General features: G+C 72.0%; 13 protein-coding genes. 1 reads left to right on the top strand and 12 read right to left on the bottom strand.

What is annotated here, in order from left to right:
* Window positions 1-65: 65 nt before the first annotated feature.
* The 3 genes from ABD286_RS08165 to ABD286_RS08175 form a co-directional block, all read right to left on the bottom strand.
* Entirely contained in the window at window positions 66-1,235 is a 1,170-nt protein-coding gene (locus ABD286_RS08165) for a COG1470 family protein (RefSeq protein WP_344192016.1), read from the bottom strand.
* Between the two features lie 80 nt (window positions 1,236-1,315).
* The gene (locus ABD286_RS08170; protein ID WP_344192017.1) at window positions 1,316-1,792 is read right to left on the bottom strand and encodes a hypothetical protein; all 477 of its coding nucleotides are present in this window, start codon (window positions 1,790-1,792) and stop codon (window positions 1,316-1,318) included.
* A 297-nt stretch (window positions 1,793-2,089) separates the two neighbouring features.
* Complete coding sequence (locus tag ABD286_RS08175; protein ID WP_344192019.1) at window positions 2,090-3,787, bottom strand: L-lactate permease; 1,698 nt, start codon at window positions 3,785-3,787, stop codon at window positions 2,090-2,092.
* Window positions 3,788-3,812: 25 nt separating this feature from the next.
* Between ABD286_RS08175 and ABD286_RS08180 the strand changes: the two genes are divergently transcribed.
* Window positions 3,813-4,523 (top strand): GntR family transcriptional regulator, encoded by a 711-nt coding sequence (locus ABD286_RS08180; protein ID WP_344192021.1) that lies wholly within the window; start codon window positions 3,813-3,815, stop codon window positions 4,521-4,523.
* Between the two features lie 30 nt (window positions 4,524-4,553).
* Here ABD286_RS08180 and ABD286_RS08185 read toward each other — a convergent pair whose 3' ends face one another.
* The 9 genes from ABD286_RS08185 to ABD286_RS08225 form a co-directional block, all read right to left on the bottom strand.
* Complete coding sequence (locus tag ABD286_RS08185; RefSeq protein WP_344192023.1) at window positions 4,554-6,338, bottom strand: gamma-glutamyltransferase family protein; 1,785 nt, start codon at window positions 6,336-6,338, stop codon at window positions 4,554-4,556.
* Window positions 6,335-7,453: an ABC transporter ATP-binding protein gene (locus ABD286_RS08190; RefSeq protein WP_344192025.1), complete on the bottom strand. Its 1,119-nt coding sequence runs from the start codon at window positions 7,451-7,453 to the stop codon at window positions 6,335-6,337. The genes ABD286_RS08185 and ABD286_RS08190 overlap by 4 nt, the downstream gene beginning before the upstream one ends.
* Complete coding sequence (locus tag ABD286_RS08195) at window positions 7,450-8,541, bottom strand: ABC transporter ATP-binding protein (protein WP_344192027.1); 1,092 nt, start codon at window positions 8,539-8,541, stop codon at window positions 7,450-7,452. Before ABD286_RS08195 ends, ABD286_RS08190 begins: the two co-directional genes overlap by 4 nt.
* Window positions 8,538-9,455 carry an ABC transporter permease gene (locus ABD286_RS08200; RefSeq protein ID WP_344192029.1) on the bottom strand — a complete coding sequence of 306 codons (918 nt, stop codon included), beginning with the start codon at window positions 9,453-9,455 and terminating at the stop codon, window positions 8,538-8,540. Before ABD286_RS08200 ends, ABD286_RS08195 begins: the two co-directional genes overlap by 4 nt.
* Window positions 9,452-10,408 (bottom strand): ABC transporter permease, encoded by a 957-nt coding sequence (locus ABD286_RS08205; RefSeq protein WP_344192031.1) that lies wholly within the window; start codon window positions 10,406-10,408, stop codon window positions 9,452-9,454. The genes ABD286_RS08200 and ABD286_RS08205 overlap by 4 nt, the downstream gene beginning before the upstream one ends.
* 5 nt (window positions 10,409-10,413) lie before the next feature.
* Window positions 10,414-12,102: an ABC transporter substrate-binding protein gene (locus ABD286_RS08210; RefSeq protein WP_344192033.1), complete on the bottom strand. Its 1,689-nt coding sequence runs from the start codon at window positions 12,100-12,102 to the stop codon at window positions 10,414-10,416.
* A gap of 207 nt (window positions 12,103-12,309) precedes the next feature.
* On the bottom strand, window positions 12,310-12,936 hold the full coding sequence (locus ABD286_RS08215) for a response regulator (RefSeq protein WP_344192035.1): 627 nt from the start codon (window positions 12,934-12,936) through the stop codon (window positions 12,310-12,312).
* Complete coding sequence (locus ABD286_RS08220; RefSeq protein ID WP_344192037.1) at window positions 12,933-14,438, bottom strand: sensor histidine kinase; 1,506 nt, start codon at window positions 14,436-14,438, stop codon at window positions 12,933-12,935. The genes ABD286_RS08215 and ABD286_RS08220 overlap by 4 nt, the downstream gene beginning before the upstream one ends.
* Window positions 14,439-15,023: a hypothetical protein gene (locus tag ABD286_RS08225; protein ID WP_344192039.1), complete on the bottom strand. Its 585-nt coding sequence runs from the start codon at window positions 15,021-15,023 to the stop codon at window positions 14,439-14,441. It lies immediately after the preceding gene.
* Window positions 15,024-15,055: the final 32 nt, after the last annotated feature.

A 15,055-nucleotide genomic window follows, 5' to 3' on the forward strand; every position in this document is an offset into this window, starting at 1 on the left:
ACCCGTGCGCGCACGTCCCCGGCGACCGCGTCGCGGGTCCTGGGCAGGGGGGGTATGGCGCGTGGTCACTGGTTCGTCGCCGATCCCGTGTAGGCGAGCTGGACCTGCACGCCGCGGCAGGCGTCCTGGCTGCGGTTCGCATTGGCGAAGGTGACGGTGGGCAGTGCCGACATCGGCACTCCGAGGGTCGCGAGCCTCGTCGCGGGCGCATTCGCGGGCACGGTGAGCGGGTACGACCCGGCGTACTGCCGGACGGCGAAATCTGCTGCGGTGCAACCGGGGACGGCCGACCCGTTGCGGGTGATCGAGGCGACGGTCACTCCGAGGCTGGTGATCTTGATGGTCTGGTTGTTGGGGTTCGTGACGGTCAGGTCGACGGGCCGGGCCGGCGCCCCGGGGTAGAGGGAGCCGACGACGTTTCCGCCGAGGGCGAACGGCTTCGAGCTCAGCTTCGAGTCGACGACGAGGCTCGCCGTCGCGCTGGACGCGCTGACGCCGGACCCAGAAGCGTTCACAGTGATGCTCGTCGTCCCGTCCGGGGTGTTCGAGGCGGTGGACACCGAGAGGGTCGCCGTGCCGGGCGACGTCCCTGCGGGGACGCTGGTCGGCGAGAGCGCCAGCTGGACCCCCTTCGGGAGGGTTCCGGTCGCCGCCAGGGTGATGGCACCGGCATACCCGTTGACCCGACTGATGTTCACGGCATACGTCGCGGTCGAGGCCGGTGCCACGGCGATGGATGCCGGGGTGATCGACACCGCGATCGCGGGAGGCGGCGATGAGACGACGACGGTGAGGTCGAGGGTCTTCTTGGTCGGGCCGTTGGTGCCGACGACCGTGAAGCCGTCACTGCCGAGGGGCGTCGCGGCGGACGTGGTCACCACGAGGGTGGACGAGACCGACGTGGTGCCGGAGACCGTCACCACGGACGGCGTGAACGTGGCCGTCGACCCCGTCGGCAGACCGCTGGCGGTCAGTGCGACGGCTCCGGTGAAGCCGCCGGCCGGGGTGATGCTGAGGGCGAAGGTCGCCGACTGCCCACGCTGGACCGCGATGCTGAGCGGTTGCGAGGTGACGGTGTAGTCCTTGACCTTGGCGGCCACCAGGGAGGACCGACCGAGACCCAGACCCTTCGCGATCCCGTCACCGCCCCCGGGCAGCCGGCCGACCGCCAGGAGCGCCACCACGGCGCACAGAGCCAGCAGGGCGGTCGCCCTGGTGGTGGCTCGAGTGCTCATGGGGTGCTCCGTTGCGGTCGGCCGGCGTGCCGGCAGTGGCTCAGACGAGGGTCAGGCTGTGGTCACGCTGCGAGAGAGCCTCAGTTGGAGGCGTAGTGCAGCGTGAGCGCTGCACCCTTGCAGCCGTCCTGGTCGGTGGCCTTGTTCACGAACTGGATCGTGTTGGCGGTGGCAACAGCCTGGCCGGAGGTGAGGTCGGCAGCGGTCCAGACGATCGGGGCCGCGGTGGCCGCACTGACGTTGTTGATCGTGAAGTTCGACCCGTCGCACGCCGCGCCCTTGTCAGTGGTCACGTAGGCGGAGACGGTGTTCACGTACGCGCTGTTCTCGGCCCAGTTCTTGACCGTGACCGTGAAGTCCTGGGCCGCCTGGCCCGGGAACAGCGCCGTGGAAATGTCGCCGGTGATGCGGATGTCCGCAGCCCCGGCGGTGGTGTTGGCCGTGCCGGTACCCGAACCGGTGGAGGTCCAGTAGGCGAAGGCGGCGGTGCCGGAACCGATGAGCACCAGGGCGGTGGCGCTGGCGGCGAACTTCTGACGACGAGAGAGGTGAGCCATGAGGGATGTCCTTGTCTGTGATCTGCCGGGGTGGTGGTCCGCGGTTCCGGCGAGAACCCGCCGGTCGGACGACGACGAGGATCGGGTCGGACACATCGGCGCGACAAGGACATGACCGACACCTCGACCGTTCGGTGACGAAAGATCAGGTGTGACGTAGAAGGAGTCACCCTGATGCAGTACACCGACTGAGGGACGGTGGTCTCGCGCGCACTGGGGAGAACGCGATCAGCCAGCCGGAGGTCCTTGCCGCTCAACACGATTCACGTGCGTGCGACTGCCCGGGAGTGCCTGCGTTCAGTGGTGGACGGCCACCAGCAGGCAGGTCCCGGCGATGGCCGAGAGGAGCAGGACGGCCGCAGGGGCCAACGTCATCCGCAGCACCTCACCCGTTCGCCGGGCCGCGCCCACCGCACTCAGCCCCAACAGGATCACCACGGGGGCGAGGGAGTTGCCGATGTTGCCCCCGGCCAGCTGGCCTGCCAGGAGATCGGCCGGCGGTTCGCCGATCAGGTGGGCGACATCGGCCTGCAGCGAGGAGAAGAGTGCGTTCGAGCTCGTGGTGGACCCGGTGATGAACGAACCGAGCGCCCCCACGAGGGGTGCGATGGCCGGGTACGCCCCACCGGTCGCGACCGCGGCACCCTGGGCGACCGTGCGGACCATGCCGCTGTCGACGAGCACCCCCGCGACGGAGGCGAGCAGGACGACCGACGGCGACGACTTCCACGCCTGCTTGAGGGCACCTCGCCACACGGGCCCCCACGCCCCGCGCCTCCAGACCCCGCGCGACGCCCAGACCACGACGCTGCCCGCGCAGGCGATGAGCAGGAACGTACCCGGGTGACCCACGAGGGCGATGGGGTTGTAGACGGACACCGCGTCGTTGACGGTCCCCTGGTGGGTGCTCGTCTGCGGGAACGACGGTCCGACCAGCAGGTGCCCCTTGGCCCAGGACCGCAGCGCGGGAGGGAGGAAGACCGCGAGCGCGACGATGCCGAGCAGGGCGTATGGCACCGCGGCGGCTCGGGCGCGCGTGCGCATGTCCTCGTCCGAGTCGTGCGACGCGGTGCCCGCCGGGGCGCCTGCGTGGGCCCCCGTAGCCTCGACGCCGACAGGAGAACCGGCGTCAGCGGGGACGGTCGCCGGCGCCTCCACGGCGCTGCCCCGACGGGAGAAGCGGCGCAGGACGAAGACCACGGCGACCCCCGAGGCTCCGGCGCACAGGGCGGCGATCCCCGGCTCGAGCCGCGCTGCGCCGGCCTGGACCAGCGCCATCACCGGACCGGCGGTGGCGAGCAGCCGCCACCCGTCGCGCAGCCCGGCCAGGCCACCGTCCATCAGCGCGACGAGGACCCCGGCCAGCACGCAGTTGACGCCGAGCAGCACCGCCGCCGACGCGGCATACGCGGCACGCCCCGGGCTGTCGAGGTGGGCGGTGAGGGCCCCCATGTAGAACGAGGAGCCCATCGAGCCGAACCCCACGGCCCAGTGGTAGCCGATGAGGGGCAACGCGACCGCGCGGGCCTTGCCGATGCCCAGCGCCACGAGCAGCGGCGCGGCCACGGCGATCGGCGTGCCGAAGCCGGACACCCCCTGGATGAACGACGGGAGCACCCAGGCGAGGAGCAGGACGTTCTCGGTCCGGCGCGGCAGCATCGTCGAGAGCGCCTGGCCCAGCGCCTTCATGCCGACGTGGGTGGCGAGGTGGTGCATGAGCAGGGCCGGCCAGATGACGTAGAGGATCCACAGCCCCACCCAGGCACCCTTGCCGAGCCCCACGGCCACCGTCAGCCCACCCGCGCCGAACGCGAGGACGGCGACGGCCACGCTGTAGGCCACGGTCACCGAGGCGTTGACGATCGTCGAGAACCGTCCCCACAGGACGAGGGCCAGCAGGAGCACGACCGGGCTCACCGCGAGCACCCACGTGAGGGGCGGCACGGCGGCCAGCGACTCGGGTCGGGCTGCGAGGTCCAGCAGGGGCAGTGGCATAGATTGTCTTTCGTATACGGTCGAGGTGGAGGACGGACCGTCCGACGAGCGAGGGGAGAGCGCGATGGTCACCGGCATGGGGCACACCATCGGCAGCCAGCACCTGGCCCTGCGCGAGCAGGTGCTCGCCGAGCTGCGCCGCCGGATCGTCGACGGCGACTACCCGCCCGGGCAGCGGCTCACGGAGGAACGCCTCGCGGCGGACTTCGGGGTGTCGCGCAACCCGGTGCGTGAGGCGCTGCGCATCGTCGAGGCCGACGGGCTGGTCGTGATGATGCCGCGCAAGGGCGCGGTCGTCGCGACCCCGGACGCCTCGACCGTCGCCGACCTGTTCGCCGTGCGGTCGAGCCTCGAGACGGTCGCGGCCCGGATGGCGGCAGAGCGGGCCACCGCCACCGACGTCGCGGACCTGCGCAGGCTCCTCGACGACGCCCGCGACGCCACCGAGCAGGACGACCTCTCACGGGTGGCCCAGCTCAACAGCGACCTGCACCTGCGGGTCATCGAGATCAGCGGGAACCGTTGGCTCTCCTCGATCTCCGCGGCGTTGTACCTGCACGTCCACTGGATCTTCCGCATCGGTGCGGCCCACCGGGCGCCGCACTCGTGGCAGGAGCACATCCGCCTCGTCGACGCGATCGAGGCGCGGGACGCCGACGAGGCCGAGGCCGCCGCGCACGCCCACGTCGCCGCAGCCGCGCAGGCCGCGCTCGACAACGTCGACGACGCCGGCTGAGCGCCTGCGCCAGCGGTTGGGCGTCGCGCCTCAGCGACCCACGGCATAGCCCTGCATCCCCCGCGGGTTCGCCCCGGCGCGCAGCACCCCGGTCCCGGCGTCGCGCGTGACCGCGCACAGACGGCCCAGGCTCCACGGGTCGGAGACCCGCACGGTGTGCCCACGGGCCTCGAGCCCGGCGAGGACGTCGGCACCGAGCCTGTCCTCGGCGACGAGGACACCCGGCTCGCTCTGCCGCGGGTAGAACGACCCGGGGAAGCTCGTCGTGTGCCAGGACGGTGCGTCGATGGCCTCCTGGAGCTCCTGCCCACCGACGAGGTGGCGGAGCAGGAAGATGAGCTGCCACTGGTCCTGCTGGTCGCCGCCCGGCGAGCCGCAGGCCATGTAGGGCAGCCCTTCTCGCAGCACGAGGGTCGGGGTGAGCGTCGTGCGCGGACGCCGTCCGGGAGCAAGGGAGGAGGCCAGGCCCTCCTCGAGCCAGAACATCTGCATCCGGCTGCCGAGGCAGAACCCCAGCTCCGGGATGGTCGGCGAGCTCTGCAGCCAGCCACCGCTCGGCGTGGCCGAGACCATGTTGCCCCAGCGGTCGACGACGTCGACGTGGCAGGTGTCCCCCCGCGTCGCACCGCTCGGGGCGACCGTGGGCTCCCCCGTCGTGGCGTCACCCGAGGCCTGCGGGACCCCTGCGCCACGGACGTATGCCGCGAGGCCGGGTTCGCGTCCGTCCGGGCTTCCGGGGCGGAGCTCGAGCGAGGCTCGCTCGCCCACGAGCCCGGCTCGCTCGGCTGCATACCCTTGGGAGAGAAGGGATTCGAGCGGGACATCACCGTCGCCGTACCACGCCTCGCGATCGGCGAAGGCGAGCTTCAGCGACTCGGCGGCGGCATGGATCCCTGCGGTCGACGAGGGGTCGAGCAGTGCCGGGTCGCCGAGGGCGTCGAGCGTCCGGAGCGTCTGGAGCAGGGCGGGACCCTGGCCCCACGGTCCGGTCTTGGCGATGGTGTGGCCGTGCCAGTCCAGCGTCGTGGCCGACTCCCACGTCGCGCTGAAGGCAGCCATGTCGGCCCCGGTGATCAGCCCGCCGTGGGCCTCCCCGCTCGAGTCACGGAAAGCCTTGCGGGAGAAGGCGTCCACCGCCTCGGCGACGAACCCCTCGCTCCAGGCCTTCCTGGCACCGTCGATCTGCGCCTCGCGGGTGGACCCGGCGGCCCGACCCTCGGCAACCAGCTGGTCGAGGGTGTCGGCCCAGGCGGGGTTCTTGAACAGGGCACCCGGCTGCGGCGCCTTGCCGCCCTCGAGCCACAGGTCGGCTGAGGTGTGCCAGTCGCTCTCGAACAGCTCACGCACGGTCTCGACGGTCGAGCTCACCCGGCCGAGGAGCGGGTGGCCGTGGCGGGCGTACCCGATGGCCGGTGCCAGCACGTCCTCGAGCGAACGCGTGCCGTGGTCGCGCAGGAGCAGTAGCCAGGCGTCGACGGCACCGGGCACCGCGGCGGCCAACGGGCCGGAGCCGGGCACGAGGTCCAGGCCCTCCGACCGGTAGTGCTCGATGGTCGCCCCCGCCGGCGCCGGCCCCTGACCGCACAGCACGCGCGGCGTCGGGTCGTCCGCCGTCGCGATGATCGCCGGCATGTCGCCGCCCGGACCGTTGAGGTGCGGCTCGACGACGTGGAGGACGAAGCCGGCGCTCACCGCCGCGTCGAAGGCGTTGCCGCCGAGCTCGAGCTCGCGCATCGCCGCCTGCGAGGCGATCCAGTGCGTCGAGGAGACCATGCCGAACGTGCCCTCGAGGGTCGGCCGGGTGGTGAAGGTCATGCGGGGCGTCCTGTCGTCGGTGCGGAAGCGGTCACGGCGGGCTCGTCGGTCCGCCCGTCCTGGCCTCGGGTGGCCGCGGCCTGGGCGGCGGTGCGGATGTCGGGTCCGGTGCCATCGTCCTCGACGAGGTGGCAGGCCACGGTGCTGCCCCCGACCTTCCGCAGCGTCGGCACCTCCTCGGCGCACCGGGCGACCGCGACCGGGCAGCGGGTGTGGAAGCGGCACCCCGACGGCGGGTCCATCGCCGACGGGAGGTCGTCGCCGAGCAGGACCGGCGTCCTCGCGCGCTGCCGCGCCGGGTCCGCGACGGGCGCGGCGGCGAGCAGCGCCTGCGTGTAGGGATGGCGCGGGTGGGCGAAGACCTCTTCCCGGGTGCCCTGCTCCACGAGCTGGCCGAGGTACATCACGGCGATGTCGTCGGCGAGGTACTCCACCGCGGACAGGTCGTGGGTGATGAAGAGGCAGGCGAACCCGATGTCACGCTGGAGGTCGGCGAGCAGGTTGAGCACCGCTGCCTGCACCGAGACGTCGAGCGCACTGGTCGGCTCGTCGGCGACGAGCAGGGTCGGCTCGGACATCAGGGCCCGCGCGATGCTGACCCGCTGGCGCTGGCCGCCCGAGAGCTCGTGCGGGTAGCGCTTGGCGACCTCCGGGCGCAGCCCCACCCGGCGCAGGCCGTCGGTAACCCGCTGGGACCGCTCTTGTCGGGAGAGGCGTTTCGCCTGCAACCGCAACGGTTCTGCGATGACGTCACCGACGAGCATGCGGGGGTCGAGCGAGCCGGCCGGGTCCTGGAAGACGATCGAGACGTCCCGGCGGTGGGTGCGCATCTGTGACCGCGACAGGTGGGTGACGTCGGTGCCATCGAGCCGGACCGCTCCCCCGGTGGGCTCGACCAGGCGCACGATGCACCGGCCGACGGTCGACTTGCCGGAGCCGCTCTCACCGACGAGTGCGGTGACCTGACCGCGCCTGATCTGGAGGGTCACGCCGTCGACAGCCCGGACCGGGCCGTAGTGCATGACCAGGTCCTCGAGCTCGAGGACCACCGGCTGGCCCTGCGCGTCGCCGGAGACGGCGGGCTGCGGGGCGTCGTGGGTCGGGACGGTGCTCATGCGCGGTCCTCCGAGGTCGGGCGGGGGGCGTTCCCCCGCGGGTGCCAGCAGGCCACGACGTGGTCGAGCCGGCCCCGGGCAGCGTCCACACGGACTGCCGCCGCCGGGGCCGCGTCCACCCGGGCCGCGTCCAGCGGGGGCGCGGACGTCCGGCACCGGTCGGTGGCTGCCGCGCAGCGATCAGCGAAGGTGCAGGCGTCCGGCTGCTCCGACAGGACGGGCACGAGGCCGGGGATCTCCTGGAGTCGGTGCGTCCCGGCGTGCCGTCCGGGCGTCGGCGACGCCGACAGCAGGCCGGAGGTGTAGTGGTGCTGGGGGTGGGCGAAGAGCTCGTCCACCCCGGCGCGCTCGACGACGCGGCCGGCATACATGACGACCACGCGGTCGGCGACGTCGGCGATGACGCCGAGGTCGTGGGTGATCACGAGGATGCTCGTCCCGAACCGGTCACGCAGTCCGCGCAGGACGTCGAGGATGCCGGCCTGGACGGTGACGTCGAGGGCGGTGGTCGGCTCGTCGGCGACGAGGACCTTGGGCTGGCAGGCGACGGCCATCGCGATCATGACGCGCTGGCGCATGCCTCCAGAGAGCTGGTGCGGGTAGTGCTTGACGCGCTCGCGCGGGGAGGGGATGCCCACGACGCCGAGCAGCTCGACGGCTCGCTCCATCGCCTCGGTGCGGGACAGCTTCTCGTGGACCTGGAGGACCTCGGTGATCTGTCGCCCGACGGTGAGGACGGGGTTCAGGGAGGACATCGGCTCCTGGAAGATGTAGGCGATGTCCCGTCCCCGTGCCGCGCGCAGGACGTTCGGCTTGGCACCGACGAGCTCGGTCCCGAGCAGTCGCACGGATCCGTCGATCGTGGCGCTGCGGGGCAGCAGGCCGGCGAGGCTCATCGCGGTGACGGACTTGCCGCAGCCGGACTCCCCGACGATGCCGACGATCTCGCCCGGCGCCAGGGTCAGGTCGACCCCGTCGACGGCCGAGACCGTGCCGGACTCGGTGGCGAACCTGACCCCGAGGCCGGACACCTCCAGGACGGGAGCGGTGGTGGCTCCGGGTGCGGGCACGGTGGCGGTGGCGGTCATCGGCGGCTCGCCTTCGGGTCGAGGGCGTCGCGCAGGCTGTCGCCGAACACGTTGAAGGCCAGGGCGAGCACCATGATCGCCAGACCCGGGAGGACCGCGGCCCACGGTGCCCGTGCAGCGAACTGCTGGGCGTTGGCGAGCATCGTGCCCAGGCTGGGGTCCGGCGGCTGGATGCCGAGGCCCAGGAAGGACAGCACCGCCTCGCCGAGGATCGCGGCCGGGATGGCGACCGTCGCCTGGACGAGGACCACGGAGGTGGCGTTCGGGAGGATGTGGCGGCGGAGCACCCACAGGTCGCTCGCGCCGTCGACGACGGCGGCCGCGACGAAGTCGAGTCCCTTGAGCCGCAACGCATCCGAGCGCACGACCCGGATCACGCCGGGGATCTGCGCGATGCCGATGGCGACGGCCGCGTTGCCGAGGCTGGCACCGCGGATGGCGGCGAACCCGACCGCGAGGATGAGGAACGGGAAGGCCAGCAGGAGGTCGGTCAGCCGCGAGATGACCGCGTCCGCGGCTCGGAAGTACCCGGCGACCAGCCCGAGCGGCACCCCGATCACGAGTGCGGTGAACACCGCGAGCGCCGCCACCTGGAGCGAGGCCCGGCTGCCGAGGATGATCCGTGACAGCACGTCCCGACCGAGGTCGTCGGTCCCCAGCAGGTGCCCCGCCGTGCCGGGAGGCGCGAGGGTGTTGGCGAAGTCGGTCTCCTCCGGGGCGTACGGGGCGATCCACGGCGCGAGCACCGCGACGACGATCGCCACCGCCAGCACCGCAAAGCTCACGATCGCGAGCGGGTTGCGGCGGAGCCGGCGCATGACGCGTGAGGCCTGCGACGCCTCACGGGTCGCCGAAGGCGTGGGGTCGGGTCCGGCGGGCGAGGCCGCCGGCGGCAGTGCGGTGTCGACGCTCATGCGGCTTCTCCCGTGACGCGGACCCGCGGGTCGATGATCGAGTAGAGCAGGTCGACCGCGAAGTTGATGACGATGTAGGCGGTCGCCGTGACCAGGACGACGGCCTGGATCACGGGGTAGTCCCGCTGGAAGACGGCATCGATCGTCATCTTCCCGAAGCCGGGCAGACCGAAGATCTGCTCGGTGACGACGGCTCCGGAGATCAGGCCCCCGAGCTGGAGGCCGACGATGGTCACCACGACGATCAGGCTGTTGCGCAGGGCATGGCGCCGGATCACGACGCTCGGCCGCAGGCCCTTGGCCTCCGCGGTGCGGACGTAGTCGGTCGACAACGAGTCGAGCATCGACGACCTGGTCTGGCGCATGATGACCGCCGACAACCCCGTCCCGAGAATCATCGCGGGAAGGATGATGTGGTGGAGGTTGTCCACCGGGTCCTCCCCCAGCGGCACGAACCCCGAGGCGGGGAAGAGGCCTGTGGCGACCGACAGGTAGAGGATGGCGACCAGGCCCAGCCAGAAGTGCGGCACGGACAGGCCGAGCAGTGCGAAGGCGTTGGCCACCCACTCTGCCGGGCCACCTCGCCGTACCGCTGCCACGACACCCGCGCCCACACCGAGGACCACGGCGATGACGATGGCGAGCAGCGACAGCTCGAGGGTGACCGGCAGCGCGGTCCGCAGCATGTCGTTGACGCTCTGGCCGGTGCGGACCGACGTGCCCAGGTCGCCCTGGACGGCGTTGCTGACGAACTGCCAGAACTGCAGCGGCAGGGGCTGGTCCAGCCCGTACTGCTCGCGGATGGCGGCGAGCGCCTCCGGGGTCCGGTCCTCGCCCGCGAGGGCGAGGGCCGGATCACCCGGGAGGGCACGCACCCCGAGGAAGACGACGACGGTGGCCAGCACCAGGGTCACCAGCGACTGCCAGGCCCGGTTGAACAGGTAGCTGCGCACAGCGCCTACTTGGCCATCCCGGAGAAGCCCAGCCGGACCACACCGTCCGGGAAGACCTGGACGCCCTTGACCGACGTCGACACCCCGGTGAGGTTGCGCTGGCGGTAGAGGTAGATCAGCGGGTTGTCCTTGTGCAGCTGGTCGACGACCTGGCCGTAGAGGGTCTTGCGCTCCTCGAGGTCACCGGACTCCCGGGCCTTGTCGAGCAGGCCGTCGACGGTCTCGCTGGTGTAGCCGGCGACGTTCTGGCTGCCGCCGGTGCCGACGAAGTTGGTGATGTTGGCGTCGGGGTCGATGCGCCCGGACCAGCCGAGCTGGAGCAGGGCGAACTCGCCGCGGTCCTGCTGGTCGAGCAGCGAGGCGTACTCGACCGGCTTGATCTGCAGGTCGAAGCCGCCCTCCTTGACCATCGACTGCAGGGCCTGCGCCAGGCGCAGGCTGTCGGGGTTGTTGGAGGTGATCATGTCGATCTTCAGCGGGGTCGTGACGCCGGCCTCCTCGAGCAGCTGCTTCGCCTTGGCCGGGTCGTGCTCGGTGCACTTCTGGATCGCCTCGGTGGAGAACTCGCTCTTGGGCGAGATCGGCGAGCAGGCCACGGTGTTGAAGTCGTTGAAGATGACCTTGACCAGGCCGGCCCGGTCGATGGCGAGCTCGAACGCCTGCCGGATCCGCGGGTCCTTGGCCTCCGGGGTGTCGAGCTGCTTGAGCGGCGTGCCGATGCCGTTGGAGTTGGCGATGTTGAAGGTCACGCCCTGGTAGCCCAGGGACTGCGACTGGAGGACCTGGAGGTCCTTCTCCTTCTGCAGGGCCGGGACGTCCTGCGCCGACAGGGAGTCGGCGATCTGCACGTCGCCCGAACGCAGGTTCGCGGCGCGGATGCTGGCGTCGGTGATGATCCGGTAGGTCACCTTGTCGAAGTGGACCTTGTCCGCGTCGTAGAACTTCGGGTCCTTGACGAGCTCGATGGAGTTCTGCGGCACCCGCTTCGAGAACTTGAACGGGCCGACGCAGACCGGCGCGGTCGCGAACTTGTCGCCGAGGGCCTTGGCGGCCTTGGGGCTGACGACCATGCCGGCGCGGTCGGTCAGGGCGGCCGTCAGCGGGGCGAACGGCTTCGACAGCGTCACCACGACGGTCTTGGAGTCCTTGGCGCTCACTTCGGTGATCGGCCCGAGCTCGCTCTTGCGGCCCGAGCCCTCGAGGGTGAGGTTGCGGTCGAGGGTGGCCTTGACCGCCTCGGCGTCGAACTTCGTCCCATCGGCGAACTCGATGTCGTCGCGCACGGGGATGGTGACGGTCTTGCCGTCGGCGCTCGTGGTGGGCAGCGCGGTCGCGAGCTGCGGCACGACCTTGGCGTCCTGGTCGACGTCGTAGAGCTTCTGGCACATGGCGTGGAACACGTAGCGCGAGTAGAGGCTGCGAGAAAGTGCCGGGTCGAGCTGGTCGGGCTCGGCGGACAACGCCATCACGAGGTCACCACCGTCCTTGACCTGGTCGGCCGAGGCGGGCTCCCCGAAGGAGTCCTCCCCCGTGGCTGCGGAGGCGGCGGACGACCCCGAGTCGGAGGCGGGTTCGACAGCGCTGCAGCCTGCGGCGGTGAGGGACAGGGCGACGACGAGGGCGAGGTGTCGGCCCCGGACTCGCGGGCGTGGGCGGTGCTCGGACGTGAGGCGCAGGACGGTGCGGATGGTCATGGACGCTCCCAGGGGGTGTGGGCCGGATTCGTCGGATCGTATCCTGTATACAGTCCACTGGACAGGGATGAGTGCGGACTTTTTTCATGATCCGGACAGGCTGGGATGCCCCGCCCATCCCCCACCTCGGCCGGCCGGACGCCATACGGGGCCTCTGCACCGGCCGTATGGCGCCGTGCCCGGCAGTCGCCGGTCGCCGGTCGCAGGTCAGAGGGAGGCGTCGGGCAGGTGGTCGCGCGCCCAGAGGGCTGCACTGGTGCGGTCCACCACACCGATCTCGCGGAACACGCGACCGAGGTGGGCCTTGACCGTCCGCTCGCTGATGCCGAGCGCCCGCCCGATCTGCTTGTTGGCCAGGCCCTGGGCGACCAGCCGCAGGACCTCGCGTTCGCGAGGGCTGAGGCCGTCGCCGGACTGCTCGCCGGGCGTCGGGAGCAGGACCCGGGCGACCCGAGGGTCGAGCGGGGCATGCCCGGCAGCGGCGGCCCGGACCGCCGCGAGCAGCTCGGCGGGCTCGCCGTCCTTCAGCTGGTAGCCGACCGCGCCAGATCGCAGGGCTGCACTGACCCGGGCCTTGTCCGAGAACGACGTCAGCACCACGACCTTGCTCTCCGGAGCCACGGTGAGCACCTCGCGGGTCGCCTCGGCGCCGTCCATCACCGGCATCGACAGGTCCATGAGGACCACATCCGGCTGGTGCTCGCGCGCCTGCGTCACCGCGACCTGACCGTCCTGCGCCTGGCCGACGACGGTGATGTCACCGCTGGCCTCGAGCAGCGCGGTGAGGCCGCTGCGCACCATCGCGTGGTCGTCGACCACCAGCACCCTGATCATGCGGCAGCTCCGGGGACGAGCGAGAGGCGCCAGTGCGTCCCCGCTCCGGGAGCAGAGGCCACCTGCAGCGTGGCGCCGGCATCGCTGGCGAGGTCGGCAAGGACCCGGAGGCCGAAGTGGCCGTCGGCCGGTTGGCTCAGGAGCGCCGTGTCGAACCCGGGGCCGTCGTCGAGGACGTCCAGCACGACCTCGTCCCGGTCGGCGTCCTCGCGGCCGAGCCGGACGCTGACCGTGCACGGGCCCGCGTGCTTGGCCGCGTTGCGCAGGCACTCCTGGGCCACGCCGTACACGAGCCGTTCCTCGCTCTCGCCGAGCCCGAGGTCGGCCTCGCCCTCGGTGTCGAGGTGGACGGTGAGCCCTCGGCTGGTGGCGGACTCCGCGAGGTCGGCGAGCGCCGTACCCAGTCCTGCGCCGGCCAGGCTGGGTGGGTAGATGTCGACGAGGAGCGAACGCAGCACGCGGATGTTGCCCCGGACGGAGCCGGCGAGCTCGTGCAGCTCGGCTGCGGTCCGCTCGTCGCCGGCGAGCTGGGCCCGGGCGGCGGCGCCCGCGGCCACGAACGACGACGCGACGAGGTCCTGGACCGGGCCGTCGTGGAGGGTGCCGGCGATGCGGCGGCGCTCGGCGTCCGAGGCGTCGACAGTGCGTTCGAGCAGGCGTTCGCGCTGGCGCTGGGCCTGCGACAGGCGACGCAGCAGGCGCCACAGGATCGGTGCCATGAGCACCACGAGGAGGAGCAGGCTGCTCAGGGTCACGCCCGAGAACCCCCGCCACAGCTGGGAGGACCGCTGCTGGACCGGCTCGTACGGCGAGTAGGTCTCGAAGAGGAGCTGGCGTCCGTCCGGGAGCCAGACGGGGCGGTAGACCTCGAGCGCCCGGCCCCCGGTCTCGAACTGGTTCTCGGAGCTGCTGAGGTCCGAGACCTCGGCCTTGGTCTGCGGGTCGGAGAGGGCGATCCGCTGGTCCTGGCTCAGGGTGAACGTGCGGCCCACCAGCTGCGGCTCGTCCGCGTAGACCACCCGCCCGTCCGGGGCCCAGAGTTTCACCCGCACGATCGCCGACCCCAGGATGCGGTCACGCACCATCTGGTCGAACTCCGCCAGCGCCGCCGGGTCGCCGTCGGCCAGGGCACTGGTCAGCGCCGGCGAGATCACCGCATCGGCGAGGACGTCAGCGGTGTTGGCAGCGTCGTTGACGGCCTCGCGTTCGGCGAGTCGCTGTGCCGCAAGGGAACCCAGCACTCCCACCACGGCCAGTACGGCCACGAGCCCGGCGACGAGCTGGAGGAGCACGCGACGAGGATGGACCGGGGCCTCGACCTCGGCCGGGACGCGGGCCCGTGACACGGTCACCCAAGGGACCGACGCCGCCGACCCGGGCACCTCGGGGATCCTGGGCACCTCGGGGGCCCCGGGGGTCACGGGGGTCACGGGCACGGCCGCGGCCGTCTCGGGCGGCGAGGGGTGCGCCGAGACGGCCGGGCTGCTGGGGGTGGTGGTCACTCAGTCATCGCTTCCGTGTCCGCCGGAGCCCGAGTCGTCCGAGCCCGAGTCGTCCGAGCCGCCGTGCCGCCCCGAACCCGAACCGCTGTCGTCCGACCCGGAGTGACCTGACGTCGAGTCGTCCGAACCCGAGCCCGAGCTGGTCGACGTCGCGCTGTCCCGGTCGTCGCCGGGCTCGGTGCGCTGGTCGCGCGGGACGTCGCCACCGTGGTCGTCCGCCGTGGTCGCGCGGCTGCTCGGCGTCGAGGTGCCGGAGCCAGAACGCCCGGAGTGGTGCGACGAGCTCGAGGACGCCGTCGAGGTCGCGGTCGACGAGGAGCTGTCGTCGGAGTCCCGGCCCTTCCCGGAGCCACGGTCGTCCCCGGGCTCGGTCCGCTCGTCGCGCGGGGTCTGGCCGCCGTGGTCGTCCCCCGCCTCGGTGGTGCCGGTGGCCGTCGGGAGGGTGGCCGTGCCGGTGGCCACCTGGGCGCTGGCCGGGACCGTCACGGGGACGGCCTGGGAGAAGGAGGCATTGCCCCACAGCCCGGCCGCGGCGGGGAGCAGGGCCACGACGAGGGCGGCCAGGGTGATGGTGATTCGCTTCATGACAGATCCTTCCGGGATCAGTGTGACGGGTG

Origin of the sequence: Pedococcus aerophilus, from assembly GCF_039532215.1 — a bacterium.
In the GTDB taxonomy this organism is placed as follows: Bacteria; Actinomycetota; Actinomycetes; order Actinomycetales; family Dermatophilaceae; genus Pedococcus; species Pedococcus aerophilus.